We start from the raw sequence: 26,505 nt of genomic DNA, 5'->3' as shown, positions 1-26,505 counted from the left end.
GGGATCATGAACTCTCCGCACGACCCCGCCCCCGGCCCCACCCCCGCCACCCCGGGGCGGTCCCGGGGAACGGACCTGATCACCACCCCGATCACCCTCTCCCTCGCCGCGGATCTCCTGCGCGGCGCGCTCGATCTGGAGCGCACCGAGCACGGGGTGCTGCCGCACCGGCTGCCCGCCCGGGCCCGCGCCCAGTGCGCCGACGGCCAGCTGGCGATGGCGGAGGCCCAACCCTCCGGCGTACGGCTGGCGTTCCGCACCCGCGCCACCACCGTCGAGCTGGACACGCTCCGCACCAAGACGTCCTACCAGGGCGCCCCGCCGCGCCCGGACGGCGTGTACGACCTGCTGGTCGACGGCACCCTCAGCGGCCAGGCCAGTGTGACCGGCGGCAATGTCCTGCTGGTGGACATGACCACCGGTTCGTCGGAAACCGTGCCCGGGCCGGTCGGCACCGTCCGTTTCCCCTCCCTGCCCGACCGCGTCAAGAACGTGGAGATCTGGCTGCCCCACAACGAGATCACCCAACTGGTCGCCCTGCGCACCGACGCCCCCGTCGAGCCGGTCCCGGAAAACGGCCGCAAGGTGTGGTTGCACCACGGCAGTTCGGTCAGCCACGGCTCCGAGGCGGCCAGCCCGACCGGGACCTGGCCGGCGCTGGCCGCCTCCCTCGGCGGCGTGGAGCTGATCAACCTCGGTCTGGGCGGCAGTGCCCTCCTCGACCCGTTCACCGCGCGCGCCATGCGCGACACCCCCGCGGACCTGATCAGCGTCAAGATCGGCCTCAACATCGTCAACCTGGACCTGATGCGGCTGCGCGCCTTCGGGCCCGCGGTGCACGGGTTCCTCGACACGATCCGCGAGGGGCACCCCACGGCCCCGCTGCTGGTCGTCTCGCCCATCCTGTGCCCGATCCACGAGGACACCCCCGGGCCCGGCGCCCCGGACCTGGAGAACATCGCTGAGGGCAGGCTCCGGTTCAAGGCCATGGGCGATCCCGCGGAGCGGGCCGCCGGTAAGCTGACGCTCAACGTCATCCGGGACGAGCTGGCCCGTATCGTGCGCCAGCGCGCCGCCGACGACGCGAACCTCCACTACCTCGACGGCCGCGACCTGTACGGCCAGGCCGACGCGGCCGAACTGCCGCTGCCCGACCAGCTCCATCCCGACGCCGCCATCCAGCGCCTCATCGGCGAGCGCTTCGCCGCGTCGGCCTTCGGCTCGGACGGACCGTTCGCCCTGAAGTCGTGAGGCGGGGCGGCGGGGGGCGCCGGACAGACCTCAGCCGTCTGCGAGGGGGCGCGGTTCGCGCCACATCGACCAGAGCACCGGCCCCTCCCCCGGCAGCCGGAACTCCTCGCGCACGGTGAAGCCGAAGTGCTCGTAGACGGGGAGGTTGGACTCCTTGGAGGACTCCAGATAGACGGGCTGCCCCGTCGCGTCGGCCTGGGCCAGGCCCGAGCGCAGCAGGGCGGCCCCCTGTCCCTGCCCCTGGGCGGCCGGGTCGGCGCCGATCAGCGCCAGGGACCAGTGCGGTTCCTGGGGCGTGTGCTGGGCTGCCATCTCGACGGCGCTCCCGAACAGTTCCGCCCGGTCGCCGAGGATGTTCCGCAGCTCCTGGATGGTGTCCGCGTCGGGAACGGCCTTCTCCTGCGCCTCCGCGGGCACCCAGAACGCGGCCGCCGCCTCGGTGCGCTCGCACACTCCGTGCTGGACGTACTGCCGGGTGAAGATCGTGCTGAAGTAGCGCCCCAACGAGGCCTCGCGCGAGGCCTCGTCGGGGAAGAACCAGCGCATCATCGGGTCGTCGCCGAAGGCGCGGGCCAGGGTGCGGCCGATCAGCGGAGCGTCGTCGAGCGTGGCCGCTTTCGGCGTGTTCGTTATAGGCATACGGGTCATTCTGCATCCGATGATCTTCAGCTCGGGGGGTACCCCCGAAGGAGCGCCAGCGCGCGCCCCCGCGCCGGCCCGGCCGTAGCGTTGCCGCCATGTGCTGGAGTGCGACGGCCGACCTCGTCGCGGGCGCCGGTATCGCCGCCGTGGGAGCCGCCTCGGTGGTCCTGGCGGCGCGGCGGCCCCGCGACCTGCCGCTGGCCGCGCTGCCGCTGCTCCTCGGCGTCCACCAGATCATCGAGGCCGCCGTCTGGCGCGGTGGCGGTGGTGCCGGGCCCGCCACGCTCGCCTGGGCCGTCATCGCGCTCCCGCTGCCCGCGCTGTGGGTCCCGGCCGCCGTGCTGTGCGCCGTCTCCCCGGGCGCCCGCCGTCGTCTGCTCGTTCCCCTCGCGGCGGGGGCCGTGACCGCGGCGGCGCTCGCGTACGCGCTGGCGACCCGCGCGGTGACGGCCGAGATCCGTGGGCACACCATCGGGTACTCCCTGGGACTCCCCTACGCGGAGCTGATCGTCGGCGGCTACTTTCTCGCCACGATCGGCTCCCTTCTCCTGTCCGGCGACCGGGGCCTCGTCCTGTTCGGTGTCCTGGTCGCCCTGGGAGCCGTGGTGTCCGTGGCGCTGTGGCGGCAGGAGTACCTCTCGACGTGGTGTGCGGCCGCGGCGGTGTGTTCGGTGGTGCTGTGCTTCTGGGTCGGCGGGCGTCGCCCGCCGCGGCCGACGGGTCGAACACGGCACGATCTTGGCTGATATACGCTTCGGCTGATTTCCCGGCAGTGAGCCGGGACAGGCACCAAGCCCGGGGGGGCTTTCTCATATGACCATGCAGTCTCGCGCGCTCTTGGGGAGCGCGCTCGTCTCCGCGCTCGCGCTGGGCACCATCGCGCCGGCCGTCCAGGCGGCCACACCCGCGACCACACCCACCGCGGCGCCCGCGGCCGTCCCGGCCGGGCTCGGCCCGTGGACCGCGCCGAAGGAACTGCCCGGCCTCACCGGTGTCACCGGCGTCGTCGACCTGAAGTCGACCCGTGGCGGCACCGTCGCCGGGCTCTTCACCCAGGGCGGCAAGACCGTGCTGTCGGTGCGGCCCGCCGGCGGCACGGCCTGGCAGTCGGCCGAGCCCGCGCCGCCGGGCGGCACCCTCCAGCGCGCCGAGGACGGCTCGGTGTCGCTGCTGTGGTGGAAGAGTCCGGCGGACGGCGGGGCCGACACGCTGAGGATGTCCCGCCTCGCGCCGGACGGCACCGCCTTCTCGCCCGCCGAGGACGTCACCACCGGCACGGTCGCGCGCGGCCACTGGCGCACGCAGACCACCACGCTGGCGTCCAACGCCGAGGGCCACCAGGCCGTCGCGTGGATGGACGAGGAGCGCCGCCTGACCGTCGTCGAGCGGTCCGGTCCCGGCGCCGACTGGTCCGCGCCGAAGACGCTGGACCAGCTGCCCGACCCGATCGTGCGCGACGACCACGTCTACGACTACACGCTGCGGGACGTACGGGTCGCCGTCGACCCCGCCGGCACGGTCGGCGTGATCTGGGGCGGCAACAGTCACTACACGGGCGATGGAGTCGACCCGGACCCGTCCGCGTACAAGTGGCACTACAAGTACGTCGAGAAGCCCGCGGGTTCGGCTTCCTCCTGGACGGCGCCGCGGGATCTGCCGCAGCTCGGCGAGAAGCCCGAGCAGGTCGCGCTGGCCGCCCACCCCGAAGGCGGCTTCCATCTGCTGTCGCTCGGCGGTTACGCCCGCAAGGCGGCCGGGGCCGCGGAGTGGGGCCCGAGGCAACAGGTCGGCGTCGGCTCGCGGGCGTACGCGCCCGCAGAGCTGCTGACGGCGCCGAACGGTGACGTCACGGCGGTCGGCATGCTGGCGCAGGGGACCCCGGGCGTCGCCACCCGCCTGGCTTCCCGGGACGGTTGGGGCGAGGCGCGCAAGCTCGCCTCGAACGTCGACGCGGACTCGCTGGGCGCGGTGGCCGGGGCGGGCGGCGCGGTCGTCGTCACGTACACGCAGAAACGTTTCGAGCTGGGCCGTTCCCTGCGCGCGGACTTCGTGGCGCAGACCGTCGAGGGCGGCGACCTGGCCAAGCCGCGCACTCTGAACTCGCAGACGAAGGACACCGCGAGCACGGGCCGGGCTGCCGTCGACGGCAAGGGGCGCCCGGTGGCGGTCTGGGCGCAGTCGTCCGCCGACGGCAGCACGCCTACGGCGTTCACCGCGACGACGGGCACCCGCGCGAAGCCCGCGTGGCACGACTACGCGGACGACTCGCGCGGGGATGTCGTGGGCCTGTCGTTCAGCGCGTCGATGAAGCTGTACACCGGGGACACCACCAACCCCACGGAGACCTTCTACGCCTCGCCGTGGGACGAGAAGACCCGGGTCGTGCCGTTCGGTGACGTCGACGGCGACCGCTGCAACGACCTGATCGTGCGGCTGCCCGGTGGTGAGACCCGCCTCTACACCCCGGTGTGCGGCGGCCTGCCGTCGCCCGACTCGGCGTACAAGCGGCTCGCCCGCGACTGGAGCGGTTACGACACGCTGTTCGCCGGCGGCGACCAGACCGGGGACGGCCTTCCCGACCTGCTGGCCCGGGACAAGGCCACGGGTGACGTGTACCTGTACGCGGCCGACGGCTCGGGCGGTTTCAAGCCACGGGTGAAGATCCGTACCGCCTGGACCGGCTATACGCGCGTCATCGGCGCCGGGGATCTCGACGGCGACGGCCTCGGGGACGTGCTCGCGCTCGACAAGTCCGGTGAGCTGTGGCGCTACGTGGGTCTGCGCACCGGCAAGCTCAAGGACCGCGTCCGCGTCTTCAAGGACTGGGGCGCCTCCTACAAGGACGTCATCGGCGCGGGTGACGTGAACGGCGACGGCAAGCAGGACCTGCTCTCGCGGGACACCTCCGACCGCCTGTGGCTCAACGCGGGCAAGGGCGACGGGACCTTCGCGGGCCGGGTTTCGGCCGGTGCGGCGAACTACTGGAAGCACTGGGCGTCGATCGGCTGACAGGCCGCGGCCCGGCCCGGGAGTCCCGGTCCGGGCCGCTTGACCTCGCTGACGGCGTGGTCAGTTGGCCTTGCACATGTTGGCGAGGGCCGGGTTGAGAGCCGCCAGGACGTCAAGGGAGATGCCGCAGACGTTGGCGCCGAGCTCGATGGGCACCTGAGTGGTGTTGCCAGAGATGACGCCGGGGCTGTTGGAGCTGACGCCGGTGGCGGTGGGGCCGTCGTCGGGGCCGGGGTCGGCGATGGCCTGGCCCGCGCCGCCCACGACGACACTGGCGGCGATCAGGACGGCGACGCTGAGAGTGCGGACACGCATGGAGTGATCTCCTCCGTGGTAGGAAATGCGATCGCTCTCCAGCAGACGGCCTCTGGGCCGCTTGCGCGAACGCTCACCGCCGTTCGGGCGATATGGGCGGGCAAGAGGGCTTCGCTTCCCGCGGAGCGTTCAGCACACCGACTGCGTGCCGCAGCAGCCGCCCGCCTGCTCCACACCGCCCGGGACCAGCGCACCGCCCGGCACCCGTACGTCTGCCGGTTCGTCGAAGAGACCGGCCCCACCGCAGACTCCGGTCTGCGGGAGCGTCAGTTCCCCGCGCTCGGCGGCCTCTTGGTCACCGGCTAGGGCGGCGGCGACGGAGCGGACCTGCTCGTAGCCGGTCATGGCGAGGAACGTCGGGGCGCGGCCGTAGGACTTCATGCCGACCAGGTAGACGCCCGGCTCGGGGTGGGACAGCTCCTTCACGCCGTGCGGGTAGACCGTGCCGCACGAGTGCTGGTTGGGGTCGATCAGCGGGGCCAGCCCGACCGGTGCCTGGAGGCGGTCGTCGAGTCCCAGGCGCAGTTCGTCGAGGAAGGACAGGTCGGGGCGGAAGCCGGTCAGGACGATGATCTCGTCGACCGGGTCGAGGCGGCGGCCGTCGTCGGCGGTGAGCACCAGGCGGTCGCCGCTCTCGTGGACGGATTCGGCGCGGAATCCGGTGACGGCGTCGGCGTACCCGTCGTCCACGGCGGCCTTCGCCGCCAGGCCCAGGGCGCCGCGGGCCGGGAGCTGGTCGGCCTCGCCGCCGCCGAAGGTCGCGCCGCCGATCCCGCGCCGCAGCACCCAGACCGCGTGGGTGCCCGCGGCCTCCTTCGCGAGGTCGGCCAGGGAGGCGAGCGCGGTGAACGCGGAGGCCCCGGAGCCGATCACCGCGGTGCGCCTGCCCGCGTAACGCGCCCGAACCGCGGGGTCCTTGAGGTCGGGCACGCGGTACGAGATGCGCTCCCTCAGCGCCCGCTCGCCGAGCGCGGGCAGGCCGTCGCCGCCGATGGGGCCGGGGGTCGCCCAGGTGCCCGAGGCGTCGATGACGGCGCGGGCGATGACGCGCTGCTCGCTGCCGTCGGCGTTCCGGATGTGCACGGTGAAGGGCTGCTGCTCGCGGTCGGCGTCGACGACGCGGCCGCGGCCCCGGCGGGAGACTCCGGTCACCGTCGCGCCGAAGCGGACCTTGTCGCCCAGCGCGTCGGCCAGCGGCCGCAGGTATCTCCGCGCCCAGTCGCCGCCGGTCGGGTAGGTGGCGCCGTCCGGCTTCACCCAGCCGGTGGGGGCCAGGAGCTTCTCGGCGGCGGGGTCGACGACCTCGGCCCAGGTGGAGAAGAGACGTACGTGCGACCACTCGCGCACGGCGCTGCCGGCCGCGGCGCCGGCTTCGAGGACCAGGGGCTCGATGCCGCGCGCGACGAGTTGGGCCGCGGCGGCGAGGCCGACGGGGCCCGCGCCGATCACCACGGTGGGCAGGTCGGTGGCGGGCGGGTGATGGATCGGCGTGGTCACGGCGACTCCCCTTTGATTCGACATTCGTCGATGGCTTGTGCGGCCAGGGTCGCACCTACTTCGACGTACGTCAACATAGACAGATGTCGAATCAGGGGGGGTGAGACGCGGTCGCCTTCGCCCGTGATTCGACATGTGTCAACATAGACGCATGTCGAATACGAAGGCGCTGCCGCTGCTGGATGCCGACGTCGAGCCCTGCTGCCCGCCCCTGACCGAGCGCCCGTTCACCGCCGAGGAGGCGGTGCGGACGGCCGCGATGTTCAAGGCGCTCGGCGACCCCGTACGGCTGCGGCTGTTCTCGCTGGTCGCCTCGCACGAGGGCGGCGAGGCGTGCGTATGCGACATCTCCGACGTGGGGGTGTCCCAGCCGACCGTCTCCCATCACCTCAAGAAGCTCAAGGAGGCCGGCCTACTCGCCTCCGAGCGGCGCGGGACGTGGGTGTACTACCGCGTCGAACCGGCCGTGCTCGCGGCGATGGGACACGTCCTGGGGCGCGTCACCGCCTGACGGCCGCGAACCTCCCGCGCCAGGCCAGGGACACGTACACGAGCCCGATGAGGACCGGGACCTCGATGAGCGGTCCGACGACACCGGAGAGGGCCTGGCCGGACGTCACGCCGAAGGTGGCGATCGCGACGGCGATGGCGAGTTCGAAGTTGTTGCCCGCCGCGGTGAACGCCAGCGTCGCGGTGCGGTCGTAGGCGAGGCCGACCGCCTTGCCCAGCAGGAAGCTGCCGAAGAACATGAGGGCGAAGTACACCAGCAGCGGCAGCGCGATACGGGCCACGTCCAGCGGCTGCGACGTGATGGTCCTTCCTTGCAGGGCGAAGAGGATGACGATCGTGAAGAGCAGGCCGTAGAGGGCCCACGGGCCGATCCTGGGCAGGAAGGCGGACTCGTACCTCTCGCGGCCAAGCCCCCTCTCGCCGACGCGGCGGGTGAGGAACCCGGCGAGGAGCGGGACGCCGAGGAAGACGACGACGTTCAGGGCGATCTTCCACATGGAGATGTCGAGGTGCTCGCCGTCGCCGAGGCCCAGCCACGTGGGCAGCAGGTCGAGGTAGAACCAGCCGAGCAGGCCGAACGCGATCACCTGGAACACCGAGTTCAGTGCGACGAGCACCGCCGCCGCTTCCCGGTCGCCGCACGCCAGGTCGTTCCAGATGATCACCATCGCGATGCAGCGGGCCAGGCCGACGATGATGAGACCGGTGCGGTACTCGGGCAGGTCGGGCAGGAAGATCCAGGCCAGCGCGAACATCACCGCGGGGCCGACGATCCAGTTGATGACCAGCGACGACGCCATGAGCTTGCGGTCGCCCGTCACGGCGTCGAGCTTGTCGTAGCGGACCTTGGCGAGGACCGGGTACATCATGACCAGCAGGCCGATGGCGATCGGCAGGGAGACGCCGCCGATCTCCACCTCGGCGAGCGCGCCGTCCAGGCCGGGGACGAGGCGTCCGAGCCCGATGCCGACGGCCATCGCGAGGAGGATCCACACCGCGAGGTAGCGGTCCAGCGTGGAGAGCCTGGCGACGATCGAGGCGTCCTCGCCGCCGCGCGGCGGCGAGGTGGTTCCGGGGTCCGTGGCGGCCATCAGCACGCTCGCTTCCGGCCGGTCTCCGCGGTGGTGCGCGCGATCTCGGCGAGCCCGCCGAAGGTGCCCGCCAGCGCCTCGATCACCTCGGGCCGCACCTTGTAGTAGGTGAACCGGCCGCAGGGCTCCGTCTCCACGACCCCGGCCTCGCGCAGCACCCGCAGATGGTTGGAGAGGTTCGTCTGCCGGGCGCCGGTCTCCTCCACGAGGTGGGTGGTGCACAGGGTCTCGTGGGCCAGCAGGGTCACGATCCGGAGCCTGAGCGGGTCGGCGAGGACCCGGATCAGATCAGTGTCGGCTGATGTCAGCATGGGCTGATACTGTCACATCAGCAGCCAGTGATGCGATGTACGTCCCAGCAAGAGAGGCCCCAGATGCCTGACCGGAAGCCCTCCGTCCTGTTCGTCTGCGTCCACAACGCCGGCCGCTCCCAGATGGCCGCCGCCTGGCTGACCCATCTGGCGGGCGACCGCGTCGAGGTCCGTTCGGCGGGGTCGGCCCCGGGCAGGGAAGTGAACCCGGCCGCGGTCGAGGCCATGCGCGAGGTGGGCATCGACATCTCCGCCGAGACCCCGAAGGTCCTCACCGTCGACGCGGTCAAGGAGTCGGACGTCTGCGTCACGATGGGCTGCGGTGACACCTGCCCGGTCTTCCCCGGCAAGCGCTACCTCGACTGGCGGCTCGAAGACCCGGCGGGCCAGGGCGTCCAGGCCGTCCGCCCCATCCGGGACCAGATCAAGGTCCTGGTGGAGGACCTGATCGCGGAGATCGCCCCCGAGGCGGGGTGACTTCGGCGGGGGGACGGCACCGGGGGATGGCACCCCGGGGGGGGCCGTGGTGCTCACTCCGGATCGACGAAGAACTCCTGGGACAGTGCCGACGTACACGTCTGGCGTATGACCTCGACGCCCTCCGCGGTGCCGCCGCCCGCCATGCCGAGGCACTGGCCCGTGCCCGCGTCGCGGATGCGGAAGCCGCCCGGCGCCGGGGTCTCGACCGGCTCGATCTGGAACACCGTGGCCACGGAACAGGCGTCCCACGGTTCGAGCATGCCGGGAACCGGACCCCCGTCCATGACGGTCAGACAGCCGATGCCGAATTCCGGATGGTGCCACTGGATGCGGTAGCGCCCGGCGCCGACCTCTTCCAGGTAGGTGCGCGGCGGGACCGCCTGCGCGCAGGGGCGCTGCACGGCGACGGCACTGCGGTAGAGGCCCTGTCGGTCACGGCCCTCGGTGACGCACAGGGAAGGCGCGCTCGCCGGGCGGATCTTCGCCCAGCCGACCACGGGTCCCTGGTAGCGCTCCTGGGTGAAGACGGAACCGGACTGCCGCTCGCAGCCCCATTGGCGCAACCGCGCGCCGTCGGCGGTGGAGGAGTCCGTGACCTCCAGGCAGAGCGGGGACGCGCTGACGGTTCTGGGCTGGATCCAGACCCCGCCGTCGGCCTCGGTGAAGGTGAAGCTCGCGCCGGGCTGGTTGCCGCAGGTCTGCTGCCGTACGAGGGCGCCGGCCGCGGTGCTGGAGTTCTCGACCGCGAGGCACTTGCCGCTGTAGACGTTGACGATCTGGTACGAAGCCCCGCCCAGAGCCGATGACTTCAGCGTCCACAGGGCGTTCTTGCGCCCGGCGCACCCGCGCTGCGTGATCACCTCTCCCTCGGCGGCGGTAGCGGCTTCGAGGCACATGCCGCTGTGGGTGGCGACGATATTGATGTCGTCCACCGCCGAGGGCGAGGCAGCGCGGGCGGTGTCCTGCGTGGCCGTCAGAGTGAGCAGGAGGGCGACGACAGCGAGCAGTGCGGCGTACGTACGTCCGTGACCGGGTCTTCGCATGAGTCCCCCTCAGATGTCGCTGTACGGGCCGATCAGATGTCGCGATACGGGCTGATGCGCGGGAGCGGAGCCTCCCATGGGGGGCTGACGGACGCCTGACATCGAGGGGGCGGACTTGTTCGTCAGCGGCACGTCAGGCGGCGCGGCCACCATCGGCCCCGTACCGCCGGAGTTCCGAGACGAGGGGTGTACGCGCCATGAGTGGAAGACCCAGAGGCCGGTTGCGTCGGCTGCGCCGGCTCGTGGGGCCGCTGGCCGCCGCCGCACTGGTGTGCGGGGCGCTCACCACGCCCGCGTCCGCCGCGGCCGACGAGGACCCGGCCTGCTGGCTGCGGCCCGGCGAGCCGCACGTGGACTGGACCGGGATGAACTTCAGCGGCGACATGTGGTGCGACCTCACCCCCGGTTCGGTACGCATCCAGTCGCGCTCGACGAGCCCGGTGGTCGGCAAGATGCTCTTCACTCCGCGCTGGTTCGTGTGCTGGAAGGAGGGGTCCGACTACATGGGGAACAACATCTGGTACTACACCCAGGGCGACCAGATCGTGTCCTCCCCCACCGTCAAGGCCTGGGGTTACATGCCGGCGGTCGCGGTCAAGGCGCCCCAGCACCCCTTCCCCGGCCTCACACAGTGCCCCTGGTCGTGAGCGGGCCCGGCACCACCTCCACCGTTCCTCCTCCCCGCTCCCTGTTCACGTGTTCACGACCCATCAGGAGTACGCCGTGAAAAGGACAATCGTCGCCGCGGCCGTCGGCGCGCTGCTGTGCCTGCCCTTGACGGCCACGCCCGCGAGCGCCGGCGCGCGCGCCACCTGTTCGCTTCAGGAGGGCCTCGAGCTGCGCGACACCATCGGCAACTCGTTCACCAAGGCGCTGTACTGCGACAACCTTCCGTCGGACGTCTACGGCCGGCCTTCTTTCGACGCGCCGATCACCGGCTGGCTGCGCCTCTCCCCGTCCTGGTTCACCTGCTACACCATCGGCCCCAGGGACACCCAGGGCAACAACGTCTGGTACTACACCCAGGGCGACCAGGTCGGTGAGCTGCCCCGCATCAAGGGCTGGGGCAATGTCCCCGCAGAAGTCGTCAGGATCCCCACCGGCATGTCCCACCCGGTCGCCGGGTTGCCGCGCTGCCCCTGGTACTGAGCGCCCTCCCCCGAACGGTCCGTCCCGATCAGTTTCCGCAGGCGCCCCGGCGCGAGGAGGAATCCCCATGAAGACCGGACCCACGACCCGCACGAGACCCACGACCCGCACGATCCGTACGGCCGCCGCGGTGGCCGTGACCACCGCGGCGCTGGCCCTGTCCGCCGCGGGCCCCGTCGCCGCCCGCGCCTCCGAACCCACGCCGCCACGCATCAGCGCCGTCGCCATCAAGGACCCCGACGGTGGCGCACGCCCCGAGGTCGCCGCGGGCGCGGCGGCCGCCGAATGGCGCCTGTGCATGTACCTGGGCGGGCATCCCACCCTCCAGACGGGGAGTACGGGAGAGGCCGTACGGCATCTCCAGTGCATCCTCAATGAGGTCTACCGCTATGTGAACGTCCCCGTGAGCGGTGTCTTCGAGGCGGTCACCAAGGCATCGGTCGAGCACCTGCAACGCCAGTTCGCACTGCCGGTGACGGGTGTCGTGGACGCCGCCACGTGGAGCGCCCTCCACCCGTGACGGGCCTCCCACCGCGAGCGCCGGTCAACGCCTCGGCGGCAGCCGGTGCGACGTCACGTCGTACAGGGCTCCGTCCGACACGGTCAGGGTGAGGAAGGTACAGAAGGGCTGCCGTCTGCGGTCGGTCGGCGAGCCGGGGTTGAGCAGCCGGGGGCCGCCCGGGGCCTGGGAGTCCCAGGGGATGTGGCTGTGGCCGAACACGAGGACGTCCAGGTCCGGGAAGCGCTGGGCGCACCGCTGTGCGCGCCCGGTGGCCGCTCCGGTCTCGTGCACGACGCCGAACCGCAGTCCGGCCAGCTCGGCGCGGGCGATCTCGGGGAGGCGCCGGCGCAGTCCGGGACCGTCGTTGTTGCCGTACACGCCGATCAGCCGACGCGACCTGGACTCGAACAGGTCGAGCGTGGCCTCGTCGATCCAGTCCCCGGCGTGGATCACCACGTCGGCCTCGTCGATGGCCGCCAGGAGGGCCTCCGGCAGGCTCTTCGCCCTGGCGGGCACGTGGGTGTCGGAGGTCAGCAGCAGGCGCATGGGTTCAGCCTAGGCCGACGCGGCGGGCGTGCCGGTCACACGTGATCGGCCGGCGGTCGGCGCAGGTCGAGCCGCATCAGGATGCGGGGGTGGCCCGCAAGCACCGAATCGGTGTCGGCGGCGTAGGTGAACCCGGCGCGCTCGAAGTTCTTCCGGATACCGGCGTACGCCATCGTCAGATCGACCTTGGCGGCGCCGTTGTCCAAGGGGTATGCCTCGATCACCGGGGCGTCGTGGGCGCGGGCGAACTCGACCGCCCCGGCGATCAGGGTGTGCGAGATGCCCCTCTTGCGGTGGCCGGGCCGTACGCGCACGCACCACAGCGACCAGACGGGCAGGTCGTCGACGTGCGGGATGACGCGGCTGCGGGCGAACGAGGTGTCCGACCGCGGGGCCACGGCGGCCCAGCCCACCGGCTCGTCGCCGTCGTAGGCGAGCACCCCCGGAGGGGGGCCTTTGCGGCACAGCTCGGCGACGTACTCCCCGCGGGCGGGGCCGCGCAGCTCGTTGTTGAGCTTGGACGGGATGCGGTAGCTCAGGCACCAGCAGACGTTGGCCCCGGGCGTCCTCGGGCCGAGGAGGGCGTGTACGTCCTCGAAGAGCGAAGCGGGCCGAACTTCGATGGTCATGCCACCACGATGGCATGAAGGAACGATTCTCCGCCGGAAGACCGCCCCCCGAACTGTCACTCTGTGTTACCATCAACCGTTTGCGTGTACGCACTGGCCGGGGCCTCGACCCGCCCGGTCACGTCCGTACGCCGACCTCTCGACTTTGTCGTCACCCTGTCACCCTGATCGTCCTGTCGTCCTGCCGGGCCTTCCTCGGTACGTTCCCTCTGCGGAAGGCTCTTTCATGAAGCATCCCGACCGTCCCGGCACCCCCAGCGGCGAGCCCGCCCCGGCCGCGCCCACGATCGCGTCGTTCGCCGAGCTGGACCTGCCCGGCGAGGTCCTGCGCACGCTGACCGCGCTCGGCGTGCGCGAGCCCTTCCCGATCCAGGCGGCGACGCTGCCCAGCGCACTCGCGGGCCGTGACGTCCTCGGCCGTGGACGCACCGGGTCCGGCAAGACGCTCGCCTTCGGTCTGCCGCTGCTCGTGCGGACGGCCGGGCGGCGTGCCGAGCCGAAGCGTCCGCTCGCCCTGGTCCTCGTACCCACCCGGGAGCTGGCCCAGCAGGTCACCGAGGCGCTCACGCCGTACGCCGAAGCGCTGCGGCTGCGGATGGCCGCGGTCGTCGGCGGCATGTCGGCCGGCCGGCAGATCGCCGCGCTGCGGGACGGGGCCGAGGTCGTCGTCGCCACCCCCGGCCGTCTGCACGACCTCATCGAGCGCAAGGCCTGCCACCTGGGGCGGGTGCGGATCACAGTCCTCGACGAGGCCGACCAGATGTGCGACATGGGCTTCCTGCCGCAGGTCACGGAGGCGCTCGACCAGGTGCACGCCGACGGCCAGCGGATGCTGTTCTCGGCCACCTTGGACCGCGATGTCGACAGCCTGGTCGAGCGCTACCTCCACGACCCCGTCGTCCACTCCGTCGACGCGTCCGCGGGCGAGGTCGCGACGATGGACCACCACGTCCTGGTCGTCCACGGCCCCGACCGGTACGCCGTCACCACGGAGATCGCCGCCCGCGACGGCCGCGTCCTGCTGTTCCTGGACACCAAGCACTCCGTCGACCTGCTCACCCGGCATCTGCGGGCCAGCGGAGTGCACGCCGCGGCCCTGCACAGCGGCAAGTCCCAGCCACAGCGCACGCGGACCCTCGCGCAGTTCAAGAACGGCCAGGTCACCGTATTGGTGGCGACGAACGTCGCGGCCCGGGGCCTGCACATCGACGACCTCGACCTCGTGGTCAACGTCGACCCGCCCACCGACCCCAAGGACTACGTGCACCGCGCGGGCCGCACCGCCCGCGCCGGTGAGTCCGGCCGCGTCGTCACACTGGTCCTGTCGGGCCAGCGGCGCGAGGTGAGCCGCATCATGGCCGAGGCCGGTATCGAGGCGACGGTCACCAAGGTGCGCTCGGGCGAGGCGGCGCTGAGCCGCATCACCGGCGCCAAGGCGCCCTCCGGGACGCCGCTCGACGGCGGGCCCTCGACACGGCCCAAGAACACGAACGCCCCCTTCCGCGGCCTGGGCACCAGCAAGGACGCCTCGCGCGGTACGGGCGGCAAGTCCCGTAAGTCCGGCGAGGCCCGCAAGCTCGCCGAGGCCCGCAAGGCGGCGATGGTCCGGCGCGGCCGCTGAGAACGCACAGCGGCGGCCCCCGGAAATCCATCCGGAATTTCTACGTTTGCGCCCGCCTTGAGTGGCCAGACGTACATGCAGCACATGATCCCGACACTGAAGGGTGTGAGCAGCATGGCCGCCGATGAGAAGGCCAAGGCGAAGACCGAGCAGACCGTCGGTAAGGCGGAGGAAGCGGCCGGACGCGCCGTGGGCAACGAACGCCTTACCGCCAAGGGACGTGCCGACCAGACCAAGGGCGACGCACGCCAGGCCAAGGAAAAGATCAAGGACGCCGGTCGGCACTGACACCGACCGGACGACCGGCATCAAGCGCGTTGGGGGCGCCCTCTCAAGGGGGGCGCCCCCAACGCGCGTTGGCCCGACGCCCTTCCTGGACATCTTCTTGGCCTCTTCAGGCCGCCTGCCCGGCGTCGGAACTTCGGGGGGCGGGAAGACGTTGGCACAGGGACGCGCGGACCGCGTGCGGACAAGCGAACGTTTAGCCGAGGTGGCACGGATGGCGATGTGGGACCGGATCAAGGACCAGGCCAAGGGTCTTCAGCAGCAGTCGCAGGGGGCCCGTGGCTCCAGCGGCCACGGGCGGCCGGGGTCGGGGGCCGGCTCGGGCTCGGGCTCGAAGGCGCAGCTCGTCGGCGTGCTCAAGTCCCAGCTCACCTCCCTCAAGACGGAACTCAAGAGCGGCGCCTACCGAGACGCCAGCATGGCCATGTGCGCCCTGGTCGCCGCGGCCGACGGATCGGTCGACCCGGCCGAGCGGCAGCACGTGGAGTCGCTGATCCTCCAGAACGACGTCCTCCAGAACTTCCCGCCCGACCAGCTGCGGCAGCGGTTCAACAAGCACGTGGACCAGCTGTCGTTCAACTTCCAGCAGGGCAAGACCGCCGTCATGCAGGAGATCGCCAAGGCGGCGAAGAAGCCGGCGGAGGCGAAGGCGGTCGTGCAGACCGGCTTCGTCGTCGCGGGCGCGGACGGGTACATCGCCCCGGCCGAGGAGCAGGTCCTGCGCGAGGCGTGCGCGGCGCTCGGTGTGTCGCCGCAGGAGTTCGGCCTCTGATCCCCTTACGGCTTCCGCACAGTTGAGCGGCCGCACGATCGGAGGGGCCCGTACCTGAGAGGTGCGGGCCAGAGACCCTGGGCCCGGTCGTACACCCCACGGGCCGCCGCTGGAGCCGCCGCTCATGTCGCAGGGGAGGACCTGCGTGCCGTGCTCCTTCTTCGCCATGCCGACGCATTGCAGGAGTTCCTCGCCGAGCTGCGGGCGGTGGCGGAGTAGCCGAAGGAGGAGATGGTGCCGTAGGGCATCCTGCCCTTGCTGTGACCAGGGGCGAAGACCATCGAGAAGTTGGTGTTGGCGGGCGAGGAGCCGCGGCGCACGCAGTGGGCGGCCGTCATCACGGCGGAGCGGTTGGCGCTCGCCGCCCGACGGTCTTCAGGGTGGGGCCGCGCCACAGCTTGGCCTTCGGACCGGTCGGACCGAGGTCCACGGACTCGCCAACGGCCTTCATACGGGCGGGCGTCCAGTAGGCGAGGGCCTCCTTGCGCTCCTGTGCGGTGTACTTCAGCACGGAGACCGGGTCGGCGGAAGCGGCGGCCGCCTTGTGGGTCACTGCCGTTGCGTGGACCGGCGCGGCGAGGGCGAGAGCCGTGGCGGCCACGGCCAGTCCCGTGGCGCGACCACGAAGTCGCCGGGTCAGGTACGTGGTTGTCTCGGGCATGGCGGAGTTCTCCTCGGCTGGCGCTGTCGGCGTTCTGTGACACAGGGTCAGCCGCATTTCCCCCGCGTCCGTGAACGCACCTCTCGTCTCATCCGTATTCAGGGGCCGAACACACTCCCGGCTTCGGCCGGTGACCGGGCTCGGCATCCGCGCAGGAGGCGACAACTTGAGGCATAAGCGCATACCCAAGCGAAAGGCTGCTCTGGCAGGGGCGGTGGCGATGGGCACGCTGGCGACAGCTCTGCTGCTCCAGCACGCCAACGCCGCACCGTCCGGAGAGGGGAGCACTTCGGCGTCCGCCGCCAAGCGGCTCAGCGCGGCATCGGCGACACGGCTCGTCGCGCCGCTGGCCTCACAACTCGGCGATGCCTACGGCGGAGCCTTCTACGACACGGAGAAGCGGCAGCTCGTCGTCAATGTCGCGGGCGGCGGAGACGAAGCGGGTGCCCAGGTGAGAAGGGCGGGCGCGGTGGCGCGGAGCGTCACCCGCAGTGCCGGTGAACTGAAGGCCGCCACCAAGACGCTGAAGAGCCGGGCCACCGTGAGCGGAACCTCGTGGTCCATAGACCCCAGGACCAATCAGGTCCTGGTCACCGCTGACCGCACCGTCACCGGCGAACGGTGGGACAGGCTTGAGAAGACCGTCGAGTCGCTCGGCGCGGGCGTGGCCCGCATCCAGAAGTCCAAGGGCGAGTTCAAACCGTTCGCCGCGGGGGGCGACGCCATCTTCGGGGGCGGCGCGCGCTGTTCGCTGGGTTTCAATGTGACGGCCGGGGACGGAAGCCCCGCTTTCCTCACCGCGGGGCACTGCGGTGTCGCCGCCCAGCAGTGGTCGCAGGACCCGAACGGCGCGCCCATCGGTACCGTCCAGGCCGCGACGTTCCCGGGAGACGGCGACTTCGCGCTGGTCACGTACGACGATCCGGCCACGGACGCCCCGAGCGTCGTGAACACGGGCAACGGGCAGCCCACCCAGATCGTGCGGGCCGCCGACGCGGCGGTCGGGCTGGAAGTGTTCCGCATGGGCAGCACCACCGGGCTCCGGGACGGCGCGGTCACCGGGCTGAACGCCACGGTGAACTACCCGGAAGGCACCGTCTCCGGGCTCATCCAGACGGACGTCTGCGCCGAACCGGGAGACAGTGGGGGCGCGCTGTTCACCGGCGACGGGAGCGCGATCGGGCTCACGTCGGGCGGCAGCGGCGACTGCACGGCGGGCGGTGAGACGTTCTTCCAGCCCGTGACCACCGCACTGGCCGCCGTCGGCGCCACGATGGGCGACGGGGGCAATTGACGTACGCCCCACGCGAAGCACGGTGGTGAGGAGGGCTGAATCCCGCCTCACCACCGCGCCGCCTGCGGACGCGTCAGTGCCGGCTGCCGCCCTTGTTACCGCAGCCCTCGTGGTCGTAGCCCGCGGCCGTGGACCAGACGATGCCGAGCGGGCCGCCGACGCTGTCGAACGTACCGGCGAACCCTTCGTGGTCGTAGCACGCGTGGCGCGGGTTGTAGCGGTGGTGGTCGTCGTCGGCGACGGCCGCGCCCGCGCCGACGGCCAGGACGGACACGGTGAGAGCGGCGGCGAGGATGGTCGAGCGAACGCGCATGAGTATATTCCTCCTGGAATACGCAGGTACTGTCGCTATGTCACCTGCCGCGGCAGCAGGGCCGCGTAACGGCCCAGCACACCCTCTCCACCCGAACGGACCTCCGGGTCCTACCGTACGGCCCACTTGATGGGCTCCTTGTAGTACCCCTGCGAGTACGTCACTGCTTTCAGTGTGGTGTCGGCGGGGATGAGGTAGGGCTCGCACAGGGTGCGCGTCTCGCCCTTCTTCCATATGTCGTCGCTGCCGAGGCTCTTCGCGCCGTCGTTGCCGAGGCAGTCGGAGGGACGGCTGGAGAGGTCGCCGATGAGGAGGAACTGCGTCGCGGGCTCGCCCGCGGAGGTCTCGCCGCTCACGTTGCCCATCACCATCGGCTCCTTCACCGCGGAACCGCCGACGTGCTTGGCCTTCACGTAGATCCAGGCGACCTTCAGGTCCTTGTACTTCTTCTTGTCGTTCAGCTCGTCGAGGTCCGCCGGCTTGCCGAGGGTGACCTTCGTCGGCGTGAGGGAGAACTTGCCGGTCTTCTCGTATCTGGTGATCTCCTGCGCCGGCCCTGCCTGCCCGAGCTTGAGGTTCTTCGGCGCCTCGCTCGACTCCGAGGACCCGCCGGCCCCGCCGGTCCCGCCGGACCGGCTCTTCTTGCCGGAGCCGCCTCCGCACGCGGCGAGGGAGACGGCGGTGAGGGTGGCGAGGACCGCGAGGCCGATGTGCCGGCGGTACCGCGTGGTGCGCTGAGTGCTCATGTGTTCCTGATCCTGTGTTTCTCGGTGTGGGGGGTGACTCAATACGGCAGAGCGCCTCGAACGCAAGTTGCTGCTGGATTACCGTTCGACCTGGTCGAACAGCGACTCCCAGCGGTCCGGCACGGTGGGCAGCGCGAGCGCGGAGACGTGCTCGTACGCCGCGCGCCCGTAGCGCTCTCGTCGTGCGTCGTCCTCGATCAGCACACGCATCGATGACGCAGGGCACCCCGCACGCGGAGGCCGCGGCCAGCGCCATCGGACGCCCCTCGCACTCGCTGGTCAGCGCCACGAGGGACATCTCCCCGACCCCAGTAGGTTCTGTCCCCTTCGCGCTTGACGTGCCGCGGTGCGACCACGTTGCGGATTTGTGGTGGCTGGAGGAGATGGAGGGCTTGTCCCGGGCGGCGGCGAGCCGCCAGGTGTAGACCGCCCACGGTACGACCGCGAAGCTGCGGGCCATTCGGTCCCTTCCAAGGTCAGCAGCATCGACTTGCAGGCGTGCTTGGGCAGTTCGTCATCGCCGTCGAGGAACATGATGTGGGGCGCTCTGGCCATGGCGATGCCGGCGTTGCGCGGGGCGCCGCACCCCCCGCTGTTCTTGCTCAGCCGCAGATAGCGCACCCGGGGGTCGCATTTCCCTCAACTGGCGGGCGATCGAGGGGGTCTCGTCCGTCGAGCGGTCGTCGCAGATGATCACTTCGAGATTGCGCAGCGACTGGTTGAGCACTGACGCCACGGCACGGGGCAGGCTTTTGCGGGTCGTTGTAGACAATGACGACGACAGTTACATCGGGGGTACGCGACGTCGTCTCCGCCCCGTCGTCGTGCTCTCTGCCGTGGCGCCCACGGTGGCTATCAGACACACGCATTTCCTCTCCCACACATGCCCATCTCCCGTGGTCCTGGAATGCCCGTCACCCGACCACTTCGTAAAGGACTTGCCCTGTCGGCCCGGTGGCGGTTTTCCGCAGGGCCTGATCGCCCTCGGGCCGTCCGCCCTCGCCCCTCGTCTGGATAATCCACTTGGCGTGATAGCGGAGCAGCGCGTCGACGCGGTCCTCGCGATCGGCGCCGGGAGCGAAGTAGCGCTCGACCGTCTTCCTGCGCTGCCGTTCCTCGGGCAGAAAGAAGTCCGGGTATCCGGTGGCCACGGTGTATGGCCCGTACGCGGGCACCATGCGCGAAGCGAAATAGTTCTGCGCTCGATCGCTTCGGGCAGCGCGTCCGCACGAACGACATACCCGAGTGCTCCCGTTTGCGTCCAGGCCCCGAAAAGCAGCACTGTCCAGGTCACCCCGGCGCAGCTGACGCGCGCGAATCGAGGGCCGTTCTCGACCACCAGTGCCCGCTCGCGGCCCCTGCCGCAACCACCATCGCGCCGAGAGCGAAGAAGACGACGAGCGGATCCCGCCGGTCCCGGTGAGTCCGCAGAGGGCCCCACAGGAGCAGCAGACACAGAAGGGCCAGCGCGGGCGCCGAGCGATGCCTGGTGAACGTGCGCGTGAACTGCCAGACGCCTGTGCCGAGCAGGGTGAGCGAGGCCAGTGCCGCGACGCGGAGCAGGGTGAACGGTCCGAGCCCCGTCAGCTTGGCCGACGCGCCGAGGAGCACCGTCCAGGGCGAGGAGTACTGGCTGGGGGTGCTGGCGTCGACCATCGGGTTGCCCGGGGCGAGCGGGTCGTGGCGCAGCCGTTCGACGGTCGCCGCGTGCCTCCGCGGTGGCGGACACGGCGGGGGGTTCGTGCGGGCTGGTCGTATCCAAGGGGCAGCCAACTCGATTGTGCCTGGCGGGGGCTGGGGGCAAGGAGCGGAAAGGCTCTCCTCCTCGGACGAAGCGGGGGCGCTCCGAGCACCCCTACAACGATCAGGGCCTGGTGGGGTCACAGGTCCCCTTGGAGTGGCATGCCCACGGAGACAGGGGGTGCGATATGTCCTTCTTTGCAGCGGAAATCACGATAGCCCCGAATTCCCCCCTCCCCATTCAGTGAAATGGGTCACGCCGACAGCCGTGATCATTAGGGCCACCGCGCGCATTTCCGTTCCCCGCAAAGCGAGTTGGCTTTGTTGATCAGAAAGAGCGAGGAGTTCTGACTCCCCAGGACGACTCTCCGTATTCGCCTGTGTGAATTCCCGCCTTGTTCCGTCCCGCCTTTCTCGCTTAATGTCACCGTCAATCCGGGCGGAACGCCGAATCCTGCCGCTGCCCGGAAACCCTTCCACTCACTCACCCACGGCAGGAGCGGGGGACCCAGGTAAGCCGCCGATCCGGTTTCCGGAACGGCTCGGGGTGAAGGCGCGTTCAAATGCGCCGGGACAGCTCCCGTCCAAACCCGACAGCTCACCTCGCAGGCGACGGAGAGGAACTTTTTCATGCCCGCAAAGGGAAAGCACCGCCGTCCGAAGTCCAGATCGCTCAACCGCGGTATCGCCGCCGCGGGAACGGGTGGAGCCGTCCTCGTCCTGCCGGTGCTGGGCGCGACGAGCGCCGGCGCGGCCCCTAAGCCGGCCGCGGACGCGAGCACGTACGTCGTCGTCGCGGGCGACTCCCTCTCCAAGATCGCCCGGGAGCACTCCGTGAGCGGTGGCTGGAAGAAGCTGTACGAGGACAATCGCGGCGTCCTCGGCGGCGACCCGAAGCTGATCCACCCCGGCCTCAAGCTCACGCTCGGCGCGAAGGGCGCGGCGGAGCCCGCGAAGAAGACGGACGCCTCCCCCGCGTCCGCCGAGCGGGCGGACCGCTCCGAGCGTGCGGCCGTGCCTGCCGCCGCCCCGGCGAAGAAGACCTACGCCAACAACCTCGACGGCTGGATCAGGGAGTCGCTCGACATCATGGCCCAGCACGGCATACCCGGTTCCTACGAGGGCATCCACCGCAACGTCATGCGCGAGTCCTCCGGCAACCCGCTGGCCATCAACAACTGGGACTCCAACGCGGTCGCCGGCACCCCGTCCAAGGGGCTCCTCCAGGTCATCGCCCCCACGTTCGCCGCGTACCACGTCCCGGGCACGTCGCTGGACAGCTACGACCCCGTCGCCAACATCACGGCCGCCTGCAACTACGCGGCCGACCGCTACGGCTCGATCGACAATGTGAACGGTCCGTACTAGGCCTCGGCGCCAGGCCTCGGCGGCTCACAGGTTGCCGCGTCGGTCCTGCTCCCGTTCGATGGCGTGGAAGAGGGCGGCGAAGTTGCCGACCCCGAAGCCTTCCGAGCCGTGCCGCTCGATCAGCTCGAAGAAGCCGGTCGGCCGGTCCTGCACGGGCTTGGTGAGGATTTGCAGGAGGTGGCCGTTCTCGTCCTGGTCGACCAGGACCCCGCGGTCACGCAGCTCGCTGATCGGCGAGCTGATCGGGCCCATGCGGGCGAGCAGGCCCGGGTCCTCGTAGTACGCGGCCGGGGCCGGCAGGAACTGAACTCCGGCCGCGCGCATGCCGTCCACGGCGCGCAGGATGTCGCCGGTCGCGAGTGCCACGTGCTGTACCCCCGGGCCGCCGTGGAAGCGCAGGAACTCCTCGACCTGGCTGGCGCGCTCCGACGGCGCGGGTTCGACGACGGGGAACCTGACCCGGCGCGACCTGTCGGCGACCACCTTCGAACGCAGCGCCGAGTACCGCGTGGAGATCTCCCCGTCGATGAACTCCGCCAGCAGTTCGCCGCCGAGGACACGCTGGTAGAAGTCGACCCATTCGTCCATCCGGCCCGCTTCGACGGCGGCGACGCAGTGGTCGATCGCCGTGAAATACGGTACGGGGGGCGGTTGGGGAAACGTGTGCGGGCACGGTTGGTAGCCGGGGAGATAGGCGGCGCGGTACGCCGACCGGTCGACGAAGGTGTGCCGGACCGGGCCGTAGGCCGCGAAGCTCGCCAGCCGGACCGCACCGTCCGCGTCTCGCAGTTCGTGCGGCTCATCGAGGCCGCTCGCCCCGGCGGCGACCGCGTGCCGGAAGGCGGCCTCGACGTTCGAGACCCGGATCCCTACGTCGAACACCGAGTCGCCGTGTTCGGCGACGTGCTCGCCGAGCGCGGTGCGCGACCGCGTCGGACCTGTGACCACGAACCGTGTGGCGCCGGCGCGCAGGACGTACGAGCACTCGTCGCGGCTCCCGGTTTCCGGGCCGCGGTAGGCGACCGGCGTCATCCCGAACGCGGTCACCAGGAAGTGTGCGCTCTGGAACGCGTTGCCGACCGCGAAGCCGACCGAGTCGAAGCCCTCGATGACGAACGGCGTCCGCGTGCCTGCCGCGGACGCCGTCGAGCCGATCGCCCGACTGCTCACGCGGGCGAGCCGATGAGTTGGTCGGCCACGGCGTCCTCGGCCGGGCTGCCGTAGTACCGGCAGATGACCTCCGCCCACGCGTCGGCGCTGATGTTTCCGTCGCCGGCCTGGTCGAGCTGGTCGAACATCGACGCGGCGCGGTCCGGGGCGAACCCCACGGCGGCCATGTACGCCAGGTAGTCGGCACGCTCGACCCGGCCGTCGTCGTCGCGGTCGCACAGGTTCACCATCGCCCGGGCGTAAGGCCGGATGAACCGGTCCTGCGCGCCGCTGTCCCGCACGGCGGCCGCGTACTCCTCGAAGCTCACGATCCCGTCGCCGTTCGTGTCCGCATGGTCGAGCAGGCCCTGCCAGTACGTTTCGTGTGCCGAGCGGGCCTGCTGTGCCTTCGCCGAGTCGAGGGGCTCGTCCTGGCTGGCGATCACGCGATCGGCCAGCAGCGCGAAGTCCTGTCGTTGCAGCCGGCCGTCGCCGTTCGCGTCAAGCATGTCGAACCGGGCCCGGGTGCGCTCGTGGGCGTTGCCGTTCATCGCAGGGTGCCTTCCGTTGACCATGGAGGGGTTGACCATGGAGGGGTTGACCATGGGGGGATTGACCATGGCGGAGGCCGGTGAATGCCGACATGTTCGATGCTCGCCAGTGACGCCGCGCGCGTCGCCCTCTGCTAGTGCATTGGAGTTGCTCGGCTCATCCCCCGCACTACGGGTCCGCGGGGCCGGGCCCCCGCCCGCCAGCACATCGCTACCTGACCACCGGCGTATAACGCCGGGCGGCTAGGGCAAGTTGAGCTTCGCGGACGGCGGCTCGTAGGAAGCCTCCAGACGTTTTTCCATCTCGGCCTTCACTTCGGACAGCCGCGCGTACAGTGCCTGCTCCTGCGGGGACAGCTTGACCCCGGACGCCATCTTTGCCACCAGTCCGTCGCTGGCCTCCGCCAACACCCCCACGCAGGCGCTGGACGCCTCGTCGAAGCCGCGGACGTAGTTCTTGTCCAACGCCATGCATACGGTCGTTGTCAACAACTCGCCCAGTACGGTCACGACACGGTCGCCCATCGACATGCTGCCCATCGACATATTGCCCCTCGCGCTCATCGTGCTTGCAATCGCGTCGACGAACGTACCGCCCTCCTCGCCCAGTTGGGGCGCTGCTGGTCAGCGATCACGAGCAGCGTGGCCGCCGCGCGCGGTCCCTCGGGGTTCGCCGGAAGCACTGGAAGGCAGCGGGGACGGCGCGGTCGCGCTCGGCGCGGGTGGAAGCTTCGTTTACGCAGGCCAGACCCCGTAGCTCAGTGGATGGAGCAGGCGCCTAGGGGCACGCGGGCACCGGCAGAAGCCGGAGTCCGCCCGCATTCTCGTATGAGACGACGATTCCAGCCTCCGAACTCGTTCAGCCACACGAACCCGGGTGACAGTCGCCGTCTTAGCCTGAGGTGGTGATCAGGGACCTGCCGTTGAATCTTCGTACCAGCCTTGTCCGTGTGCTTGAGGACTTCAGCCCTGCCCTGCTCGATCTTGTGCACGGGAGCCCCGAGCTGACCGACGCGGTGGGTGGTGTTGTCATCCACGACCCGGGCGATGAGGTCGCGTTCCCGCCACGCGCCATCGTGCTGGGCGTCGGTGTCTATGGGACGGAGGAGGTCGCGAGGCTCCTACGCGAGCTGGGCGAGCACGGCGCGGCAGCCTTGGTCGTGCGGGGGCCGGTCGAGCGGGACGAGGTGCTTGCCGCGGCGTCGGCGGCCTCGGGGGTGGCCCTCATTTCCTTGACGCAGGGCGCGTCGTGGTCGCAGCTGACAGAGCTTCTGCGGACGCTGCTCACCGAGGGGGACCTCGGGGACCCCGGCGTGGAGTCGCTGGGAGGGGTGCCTTCCGGTGACCTGTTCGCGCTGGCCAATGCCGTCGCGACCCTGCTGGACGCACCGATCACGATCGAGGACCGCCGCCAACGCATCCTGGCCTTCTCCGGGCGTCAGGACGAGGCGGACCAGTCGCGCGTCGCCACGATCCTGGCCCGCCGCGTACCCGACGGATACCTGCGGATCCTGGAGAGCCGGGGCGTCTTCAGCGAGCTGTACCGCAGTGACCGACCGGTACACATCGCCCCGGCCACGATCGAGGAGGGGGAGACCGCCCTGCCACGGGTGGCCGTCGCGGTGCGCGCCGGTGACGAGTTCCTGGGGTCGGTGTGGGCCGCGGTCGAGGAGCCGTTGACCCCCGATCGTGAGCAGGCCTTCCAGGACGCCGCCAAACTCGTAGCGCTGCACCTGCTGCGCCACCGCGCGGGCGCCGACGCGCAGAACCGGCTGCGGGCCGATCTCGTGAGCACGGTCCTGGAGGGCGGAATGGGGGCGGCCGATGCCCTGGACCGGCTGGGGCTCGTGGAGGAGCCCACGGTGGTGTTGGCCATGGGCCTCAGAGGACAGCGGGGCGACCATGCGCACCTCGCCGCCGAACGGCAGCGGCTGACCAGTGCCCTGGGCATCCACCTCAATGCCGTGCGGCCCAGATCGGCCCTCGCCCTGCTGGGCGACGTGGCCTACGCCATCGTGCCGGTGCCGGCGGACCCGGAGGCCGGCCAGGAGCGGGCGGCGCAGATCGCGGCCAATTTCGTGGAGCGCGCCGGCAAACGCTCCCAGGTGGTGATCGGCATCGGTTCGGTGGCCACCGAACCGTCGGCCCTCAGCCGGTCGAGGACTCGGGCGGACCGGGCCCTGCGCGTGCTGATGAGCGACCAGCGCAGCAGGCGGGTGGCGGCGATCGGCGACGTGTACATCGACGCGCTGCTGCTGGACCTGCGGGACATGGCTGCGGTACAGGGCGATGAGCTGCTCAGCCCGGTGGCTCGCCTTGTGGAGTACGACGCCAAGCACCGCTCACACCTGATCGAGACGCTGCGTGCGTGGCTGGACGCGTTCGGCGACGTCATCGCCGCGTCGGCGAGCGTATTCGTCCACCCCAACACCTTCCGCTACCGCATCCGGCGGGCCGCCGAGGTGGCGCAGGTCGATCTCCAGGACCCGTCGGTGCGCTTCGCTCTCATGCTTCAGTTGAGGGTGATGCGTCCTCCCAGCACGCAGGGGTGAGGGAAGCCGGCCTCCACTGGCGCCAGGGCCAGTGAGTCGTGGTCAGAACCTGATGCCGGGCGGCACTGCCAGGTCGGATGTCGCTTCGTGGAAGGCGTTGGCGCGTTCGACGACAAGGGCAAGAACCAGATGGTCTTCCAGGACCCCTACTCCTCCCTCAACCCCCGTATAGGCGTGGGTCGTTCCATCGCCGAGGGCATCGGGCCCCGCATGCGGCCTGACGCGCGGCAGAGCGAGGTCGAACGCCTCCTGGACCTCGTGGCCCTGCCCGCCACGGCAGCGCGGAAGTACCCGCGGGAGCTGTCCGGCGGCCAGCGCCAGCGGGTCGCGGTGGCCCGCGCCCTGGCCGCGAAGCCGGGCCTGCTCATCGCCGACGAGATCACCTCCGCACTCGACGTCTCCGTCCAGGGCGCCGTCCCGTCCTGAACCTGATCCGCGAACTCCGCGCCGAACTGGGCCTGTTCATGGCCGTGCCCCG

33 protein-coding genes, 1 pseudogene and 1 riboswitch are annotated in these 26,505 nt (G+C 70.8%); of the genes and pseudogenes, 15 read left to right on the top strand and 19 right to left on the bottom strand.

Annotated elements, in window-relative coordinates; genetic code table 11:
* The first annotated feature begins 6 nt into the window (after positions 1 to 6).
* Entirely contained in the window at positions 7 to 1,251 is a 1,245-nt protein-coding gene (locus IG54_RS0100510; protein WP_030775626.1) for a GDSL-type esterase/lipase family protein, read from the top strand.
* A gap of 30 nt (positions 1,252 to 1,281) precedes the next feature.
* On the opposite strand, the gene IG54_RS0100505 is transcribed toward IG54_RS0100510, so the two are convergent.
* On the bottom strand, positions 1,282 to 1,890 hold the full coding sequence (locus IG54_RS0100505; protein WP_037895881.1) for a GNAT family N-acetyltransferase: 609 nt from the start codon (positions 1,888 to 1,890) through the stop codon (positions 1,282 to 1,284).
* A gap of 98 nt (positions 1,891 to 1,988) precedes the next feature.
* Between IG54_RS0100505 and IG54_RS0100500 the strand changes: the two genes are divergently transcribed.
* Positions 1,989 to 2,639, top strand: a complete 651-nt coding sequence (locus IG54_RS0100500; RefSeq protein WP_030775622.1) for a DUF6629 family protein — start codon at positions 1,989 to 1,991, stop codon at positions 2,637 to 2,639.
* 73 nt (positions 2,640 to 2,712) lie between these two features.
* A complete protein-coding gene (locus IG54_RS39035) occupies positions 2,713 to 4,902 on the top strand; it encodes an FG-GAP repeat domain-containing protein (RefSeq protein ID WP_158708762.1) in 2,190 nt (729 codons plus the stop codon).
* A 60-nt stretch (positions 4,903 to 4,962) separates the two neighbouring features.
* Here the strand turns inward: IG54_RS39035 and IG54_RS0100490 are convergent, their stop codons facing one another.
* Both IG54_RS0100490 and IG54_RS0100485 read right to left on the bottom strand, forming a co-directional pair.
* Complete coding sequence (locus IG54_RS0100490; RefSeq protein WP_030775618.1) at positions 4,963 to 5,217, bottom strand: chaplin; 255 nt, start codon at positions 5,215 to 5,217, stop codon at positions 4,963 to 4,965.
* A gap of 129 nt (positions 5,218 to 5,346) precedes the next feature.
* Entirely contained in the window at positions 5,347 to 6,714 is a 1,368-nt protein-coding gene (locus IG54_RS0100485) for an NAD(P)-binding domain-containing protein (protein WP_420712214.1), read from the bottom strand.
* Positions 6,715 to 6,865: 151 nt separating this feature from the next.
* Here IG54_RS0100485 and IG54_RS0100480 point away from each other — a divergent pair, with 151 nt between their 5' ends.
* The gene (locus IG54_RS0100480) at positions 6,866 to 7,225 is read left to right on the top strand and encodes an ArsR/SmtB family transcription factor (RefSeq protein ID WP_030775612.1); all 360 of its coding nucleotides are present in this window, start codon (positions 6,866 to 6,868) and stop codon (positions 7,223 to 7,225) included.
* Here the strand turns inward: IG54_RS0100480 and arsB are convergent.
* Positions 7,215 to 8,315, bottom strand: coding sequence for an ACR3 family arsenite efflux transporter (arsB, locus tag IG54_RS0100475; RefSeq protein WP_030775609.1), 1,101 nt, complete (start codon positions 8,313 to 8,315; stop codon positions 7,215 to 7,217). The two genes, IG54_RS0100480 and arsB, sit on opposite strands and share 11 nt — an antisense overlap.
* The gene (locus tag IG54_RS0100470; RefSeq protein ID WP_030775606.1) at positions 8,315 to 8,626 is read right to left on the bottom strand and encodes an ArsR/SmtB family transcription factor; all 312 of its coding nucleotides are present in this window, start codon (positions 8,624 to 8,626) and stop codon (positions 8,315 to 8,317) included. Before IG54_RS0100470 ends, arsB begins: the two co-directional genes overlap by 1 nt.
* Before the next feature lie 63 nt (positions 8,627 to 8,689).
* Here IG54_RS0100470 and IG54_RS0100465 point away from each other — a divergent pair, with 63 nt between their 5' ends.
* On the top strand, positions 8,690 to 9,103 hold the full coding sequence (locus IG54_RS0100465) for an arsenate reductase ArsC (RefSeq protein ID WP_030775603.1): 414 nt from the start codon (positions 8,690 to 8,692) through the stop codon (positions 9,101 to 9,103).
* 53 nt (positions 9,104 to 9,156) lie between these two features.
* Here the strand turns inward: IG54_RS0100465 and IG54_RS39030 are convergent, their stop codons facing one another.
* A complete protein-coding gene (locus IG54_RS39030) occupies positions 9,157 to 10,149 on the bottom strand; it encodes an RICIN domain-containing protein (RefSeq protein ID WP_051819165.1) in 993 nt (330 codons plus the stop codon).
* A gap of 197 nt (positions 10,150 to 10,346) precedes the next feature.
* Between IG54_RS39030 and IG54_RS0100455 the strand changes: the two genes are divergently transcribed.
* The 3 genes from IG54_RS0100455 (at position 10,347) to IG54_RS41120 (ending at position 11,818) form a co-directional block, all read left to right on the top strand.
* Positions 10,347 to 10,796, top strand: a complete 450-nt coding sequence (locus tag IG54_RS0100455) for a hypothetical protein (RefSeq protein ID WP_158708761.1) — start codon at positions 10,347 to 10,349, stop codon at positions 10,794 to 10,796.
* 76 nt (positions 10,797 to 10,872) lie between these two features.
* The gene (locus IG54_RS0100450) at positions 10,873 to 11,298 is read left to right on the top strand and encodes a hypothetical protein (RefSeq protein WP_030775593.1); all 426 of its coding nucleotides are present in this window, start codon (positions 10,873 to 10,875) and stop codon (positions 11,296 to 11,298) included.
* Positions 11,299 to 11,365: 67 nt separating this feature from the next.
* Positions 11,366 to 11,818: a peptidoglycan-binding domain-containing protein gene (locus tag IG54_RS41120; RefSeq protein ID WP_051819164.1), complete on the top strand. Its 453-nt coding sequence runs from the start codon at positions 11,366 to 11,368 to the stop codon at positions 11,816 to 11,818.
* Positions 11,819 to 11,842: 24 nt separating this feature from the next.
* Here the strand turns inward: IG54_RS41120 and IG54_RS0100440 are convergent, their stop codons facing one another.
* The gene (locus IG54_RS0100440; protein ID WP_030775586.1) at positions 11,843 to 12,346 is read right to left on the bottom strand and encodes a metallophosphoesterase family protein; all 504 of its coding nucleotides are present in this window, start codon (positions 12,344 to 12,346) and stop codon (positions 11,843 to 11,845) included.
* 35 nt (positions 12,347 to 12,381) lie between these two features.
* A complete protein-coding gene (locus IG54_RS0100435) occupies positions 12,382 to 12,975 on the bottom strand; it encodes a GNAT family N-acetyltransferase (RefSeq protein WP_030775584.1) in 594 nt (197 codons plus the stop codon).
* Between the two features lie 226 nt (positions 12,976 to 13,201).
* On the opposite strand from IG54_RS0100435, the gene IG54_RS0100430 reads away from it, so the two are divergent.
* The 3 genes from IG54_RS0100430 (at position 13,202) to IG54_RS0100420 (ending at position 15,653) form a co-directional block, all read left to right on the top strand.
* Positions 13,202 to 14,596 carry a DEAD/DEAH box helicase gene (locus IG54_RS0100430; RefSeq protein WP_030775580.1) on the top strand — a complete coding sequence of 465 codons (1,395 nt, stop codon included), beginning with the start codon at positions 13,202 to 13,204 and terminating at the stop codon, positions 14,594 to 14,596.
* Between the two features lie 114 nt (positions 14,597 to 14,710).
* Positions 14,711 to 14,884, top strand: a complete 174-nt coding sequence (locus IG54_RS37505) for a CsbD family protein (RefSeq protein WP_078593589.1) — start codon at positions 14,711 to 14,713, stop codon at positions 14,882 to 14,884.
* A gap of 211 nt (positions 14,885 to 15,095) precedes the next feature.
* On the top strand, positions 15,096 to 15,653 hold the full coding sequence (locus IG54_RS0100420) for a tellurite resistance TerB family protein (RefSeq protein ID WP_030775577.1): 558 nt from the start codon (positions 15,096 to 15,098) through the stop codon (positions 15,651 to 15,653).
* Positions 15,654 to 15,775: 122 nt separating this feature from the next.
* Here the strand turns inward: IG54_RS0100420 and IG54_RS42765 are convergent, their stop codons facing one another.
* Both IG54_RS42765 and IG54_RS42760 read right to left on the bottom strand, forming a co-directional pair.
* Positions 15,776 to 15,994, bottom strand: a complete 219-nt coding sequence (locus IG54_RS42765; protein WP_234335905.1) for a hypothetical protein — start codon at positions 15,992 to 15,994, stop codon at positions 15,776 to 15,778.
* On the bottom strand, positions 15,991 to 16,314 hold the full coding sequence (locus tag IG54_RS42760; RefSeq protein ID WP_051819163.1) for a hypothetical protein: 324 nt from the start codon (positions 16,312 to 16,314) through the stop codon (positions 15,991 to 15,993). Before IG54_RS42760 ends, IG54_RS42765 begins: the two co-directional genes overlap by 4 nt.
* Positions 16,315 to 16,534: 220 nt before the next feature.
* On the opposite strand from IG54_RS42760, the gene IG54_RS0100410 reads away from it, so the two are divergent.
* Positions 16,535 to 17,608, top strand: coding sequence for a S1 family peptidase (locus tag IG54_RS0100410; RefSeq protein WP_030775575.1), 1,074 nt, complete (start codon positions 16,535 to 16,537; stop codon positions 17,606 to 17,608).
* Positions 17,609 to 17,681: 73 nt separating this feature from the next.
* On the opposite strand, the gene IG54_RS0100405 is transcribed toward IG54_RS0100410, so the two are convergent.
* The 6 genes and pseudogenes from IG54_RS0100405 to IG54_RS0100375 form a co-directional block, all read right to left on the bottom strand.
* A complete protein-coding gene (locus tag IG54_RS0100405; RefSeq protein ID WP_030775572.1) occupies positions 17,682 to 17,921 on the bottom strand; it encodes a hypothetical protein in 240 nt (79 codons plus the stop codon).
* A 110-nt stretch (positions 17,922 to 18,031) separates the two neighbouring features.
* Positions 18,032 to 18,667 (bottom strand): hypothetical protein, encoded by a 636-nt coding sequence (locus IG54_RS0100400; RefSeq protein ID WP_030775569.1) that lies wholly within the window; start codon positions 18,665 to 18,667, stop codon positions 18,032 to 18,034.
* Between the two features lie 78 nt (positions 18,668 to 18,745).
* Positions 18,746 to 18,877, bottom strand: a complete 132-nt coding sequence (locus IG54_RS43415) for a hypothetical protein (RefSeq protein ID WP_267883621.1) — start codon at positions 18,875 to 18,877, stop codon at positions 18,746 to 18,748.
* Between the two features lie 270 nt (positions 18,878 to 19,147).
* Positions 19,148 to 19,536, bottom strand: a pseudogene (locus IG54_RS42410) (glycosyltransferase family 2 protein); the annotation flags it as partial.
* Positions 19,537 to 19,581: 45 nt separating this feature from the next.
* Positions 19,582 to 19,845, bottom strand: coding sequence for a hypothetical protein (locus IG54_RS0100380; protein ID WP_030775564.1), 264 nt, complete (start codon positions 19,843 to 19,845; stop codon positions 19,582 to 19,584).
* A gap of 112 nt (positions 19,846 to 19,957) precedes the next feature.
* Positions 19,958 to 20,323 carry a hypothetical protein gene (locus IG54_RS0100375; RefSeq protein ID WP_030775561.1) on the bottom strand — a complete coding sequence of 122 codons (366 nt, stop codon included), beginning with the start codon at positions 20,321 to 20,323 and terminating at the stop codon, positions 19,958 to 19,960.
* A 555-nt stretch (positions 20,324 to 20,878) separates the two neighbouring features.
* Positions 20,879 to 21,034, top strand: a riboswitch (cyclic di-AMP (ydaO/yuaA leader).
* A gap of 3 nt (positions 21,035 to 21,037) precedes the next feature.
* Here IG54_RS0100375 and IG54_RS0100370 point away from each other — a divergent pair.
* Positions 21,038 to 21,775, top strand: coding sequence for a transglycosylase SLT domain-containing protein (locus tag IG54_RS0100370; protein ID WP_030775559.1), 738 nt, complete (start codon positions 21,038 to 21,040; stop codon positions 21,773 to 21,775).
* A 24-nt stretch (positions 21,776 to 21,799) separates the two neighbouring features.
* Here IG54_RS0100370 and hppD read toward each other — a convergent pair whose 3' ends face one another.
* The 3 genes from hppD to IG54_RS0100355 form a co-directional block, all read right to left on the bottom strand.
* Positions 21,800 to 22,945 carry a 4-hydroxyphenylpyruvate dioxygenase gene (gene hppD / locus IG54_RS0100365; protein WP_078593546.1) on the bottom strand — a complete coding sequence of 382 codons (1,146 nt, stop codon included), beginning with the start codon at positions 22,943 to 22,945 and terminating at the stop codon, positions 21,800 to 21,802.
* Positions 22,942 to 23,529 (bottom strand): EF-hand domain-containing protein, encoded by a 588-nt coding sequence (locus IG54_RS37495; protein WP_158708759.1) that lies wholly within the window; start codon positions 23,527 to 23,529, stop codon positions 22,942 to 22,944. Before IG54_RS37495 ends, hppD begins: the two co-directional genes overlap by 4 nt.
* 189 nt (positions 23,530 to 23,718) lie before the next feature.
* Positions 23,719 to 24,015 (bottom strand): hypothetical protein, encoded by a 297-nt coding sequence (locus IG54_RS0100355; RefSeq protein ID WP_158708758.1) that lies wholly within the window; start codon positions 24,013 to 24,015, stop codon positions 23,719 to 23,721.
* Positions 24,016 to 24,425: 410 nt separating this feature from the next.
* Here IG54_RS0100355 and IG54_RS41105 point away from each other — a divergent pair, with 410 nt between their 5' ends.
* Positions 24,426 to 26,027: a PucR family transcriptional regulator gene (locus IG54_RS41105; RefSeq protein WP_234335903.1), complete on the top strand. Its 1,602-nt coding sequence runs from the start codon at positions 24,426 to 24,428 to the stop codon at positions 26,025 to 26,027.
* Positions 26,028 to 26,114: 87 nt separating this feature from the next.
* Complete coding sequence (locus IG54_RS41100; protein WP_234335901.1) at positions 26,115 to 26,453, top strand: ATP-binding cassette domain-containing protein; 339 nt, start codon at positions 26,115 to 26,117, stop codon at positions 26,451 to 26,453.
* Positions 26,454 to 26,505 lie beyond the last annotated feature (52 nt).

The sequence above is a fragment of the Streptomyces sp. NRRL S-920 genome, assembly GCF_000717945.1.
Classification (GTDB): Bacteria; Actinomycetota; Actinomycetes; order Streptomycetales; family Streptomycetaceae; genus Streptomyces; species Streptomyces alboniger.
This window is presented reverse-complemented; position numbering and strand designations above follow the sequence as displayed.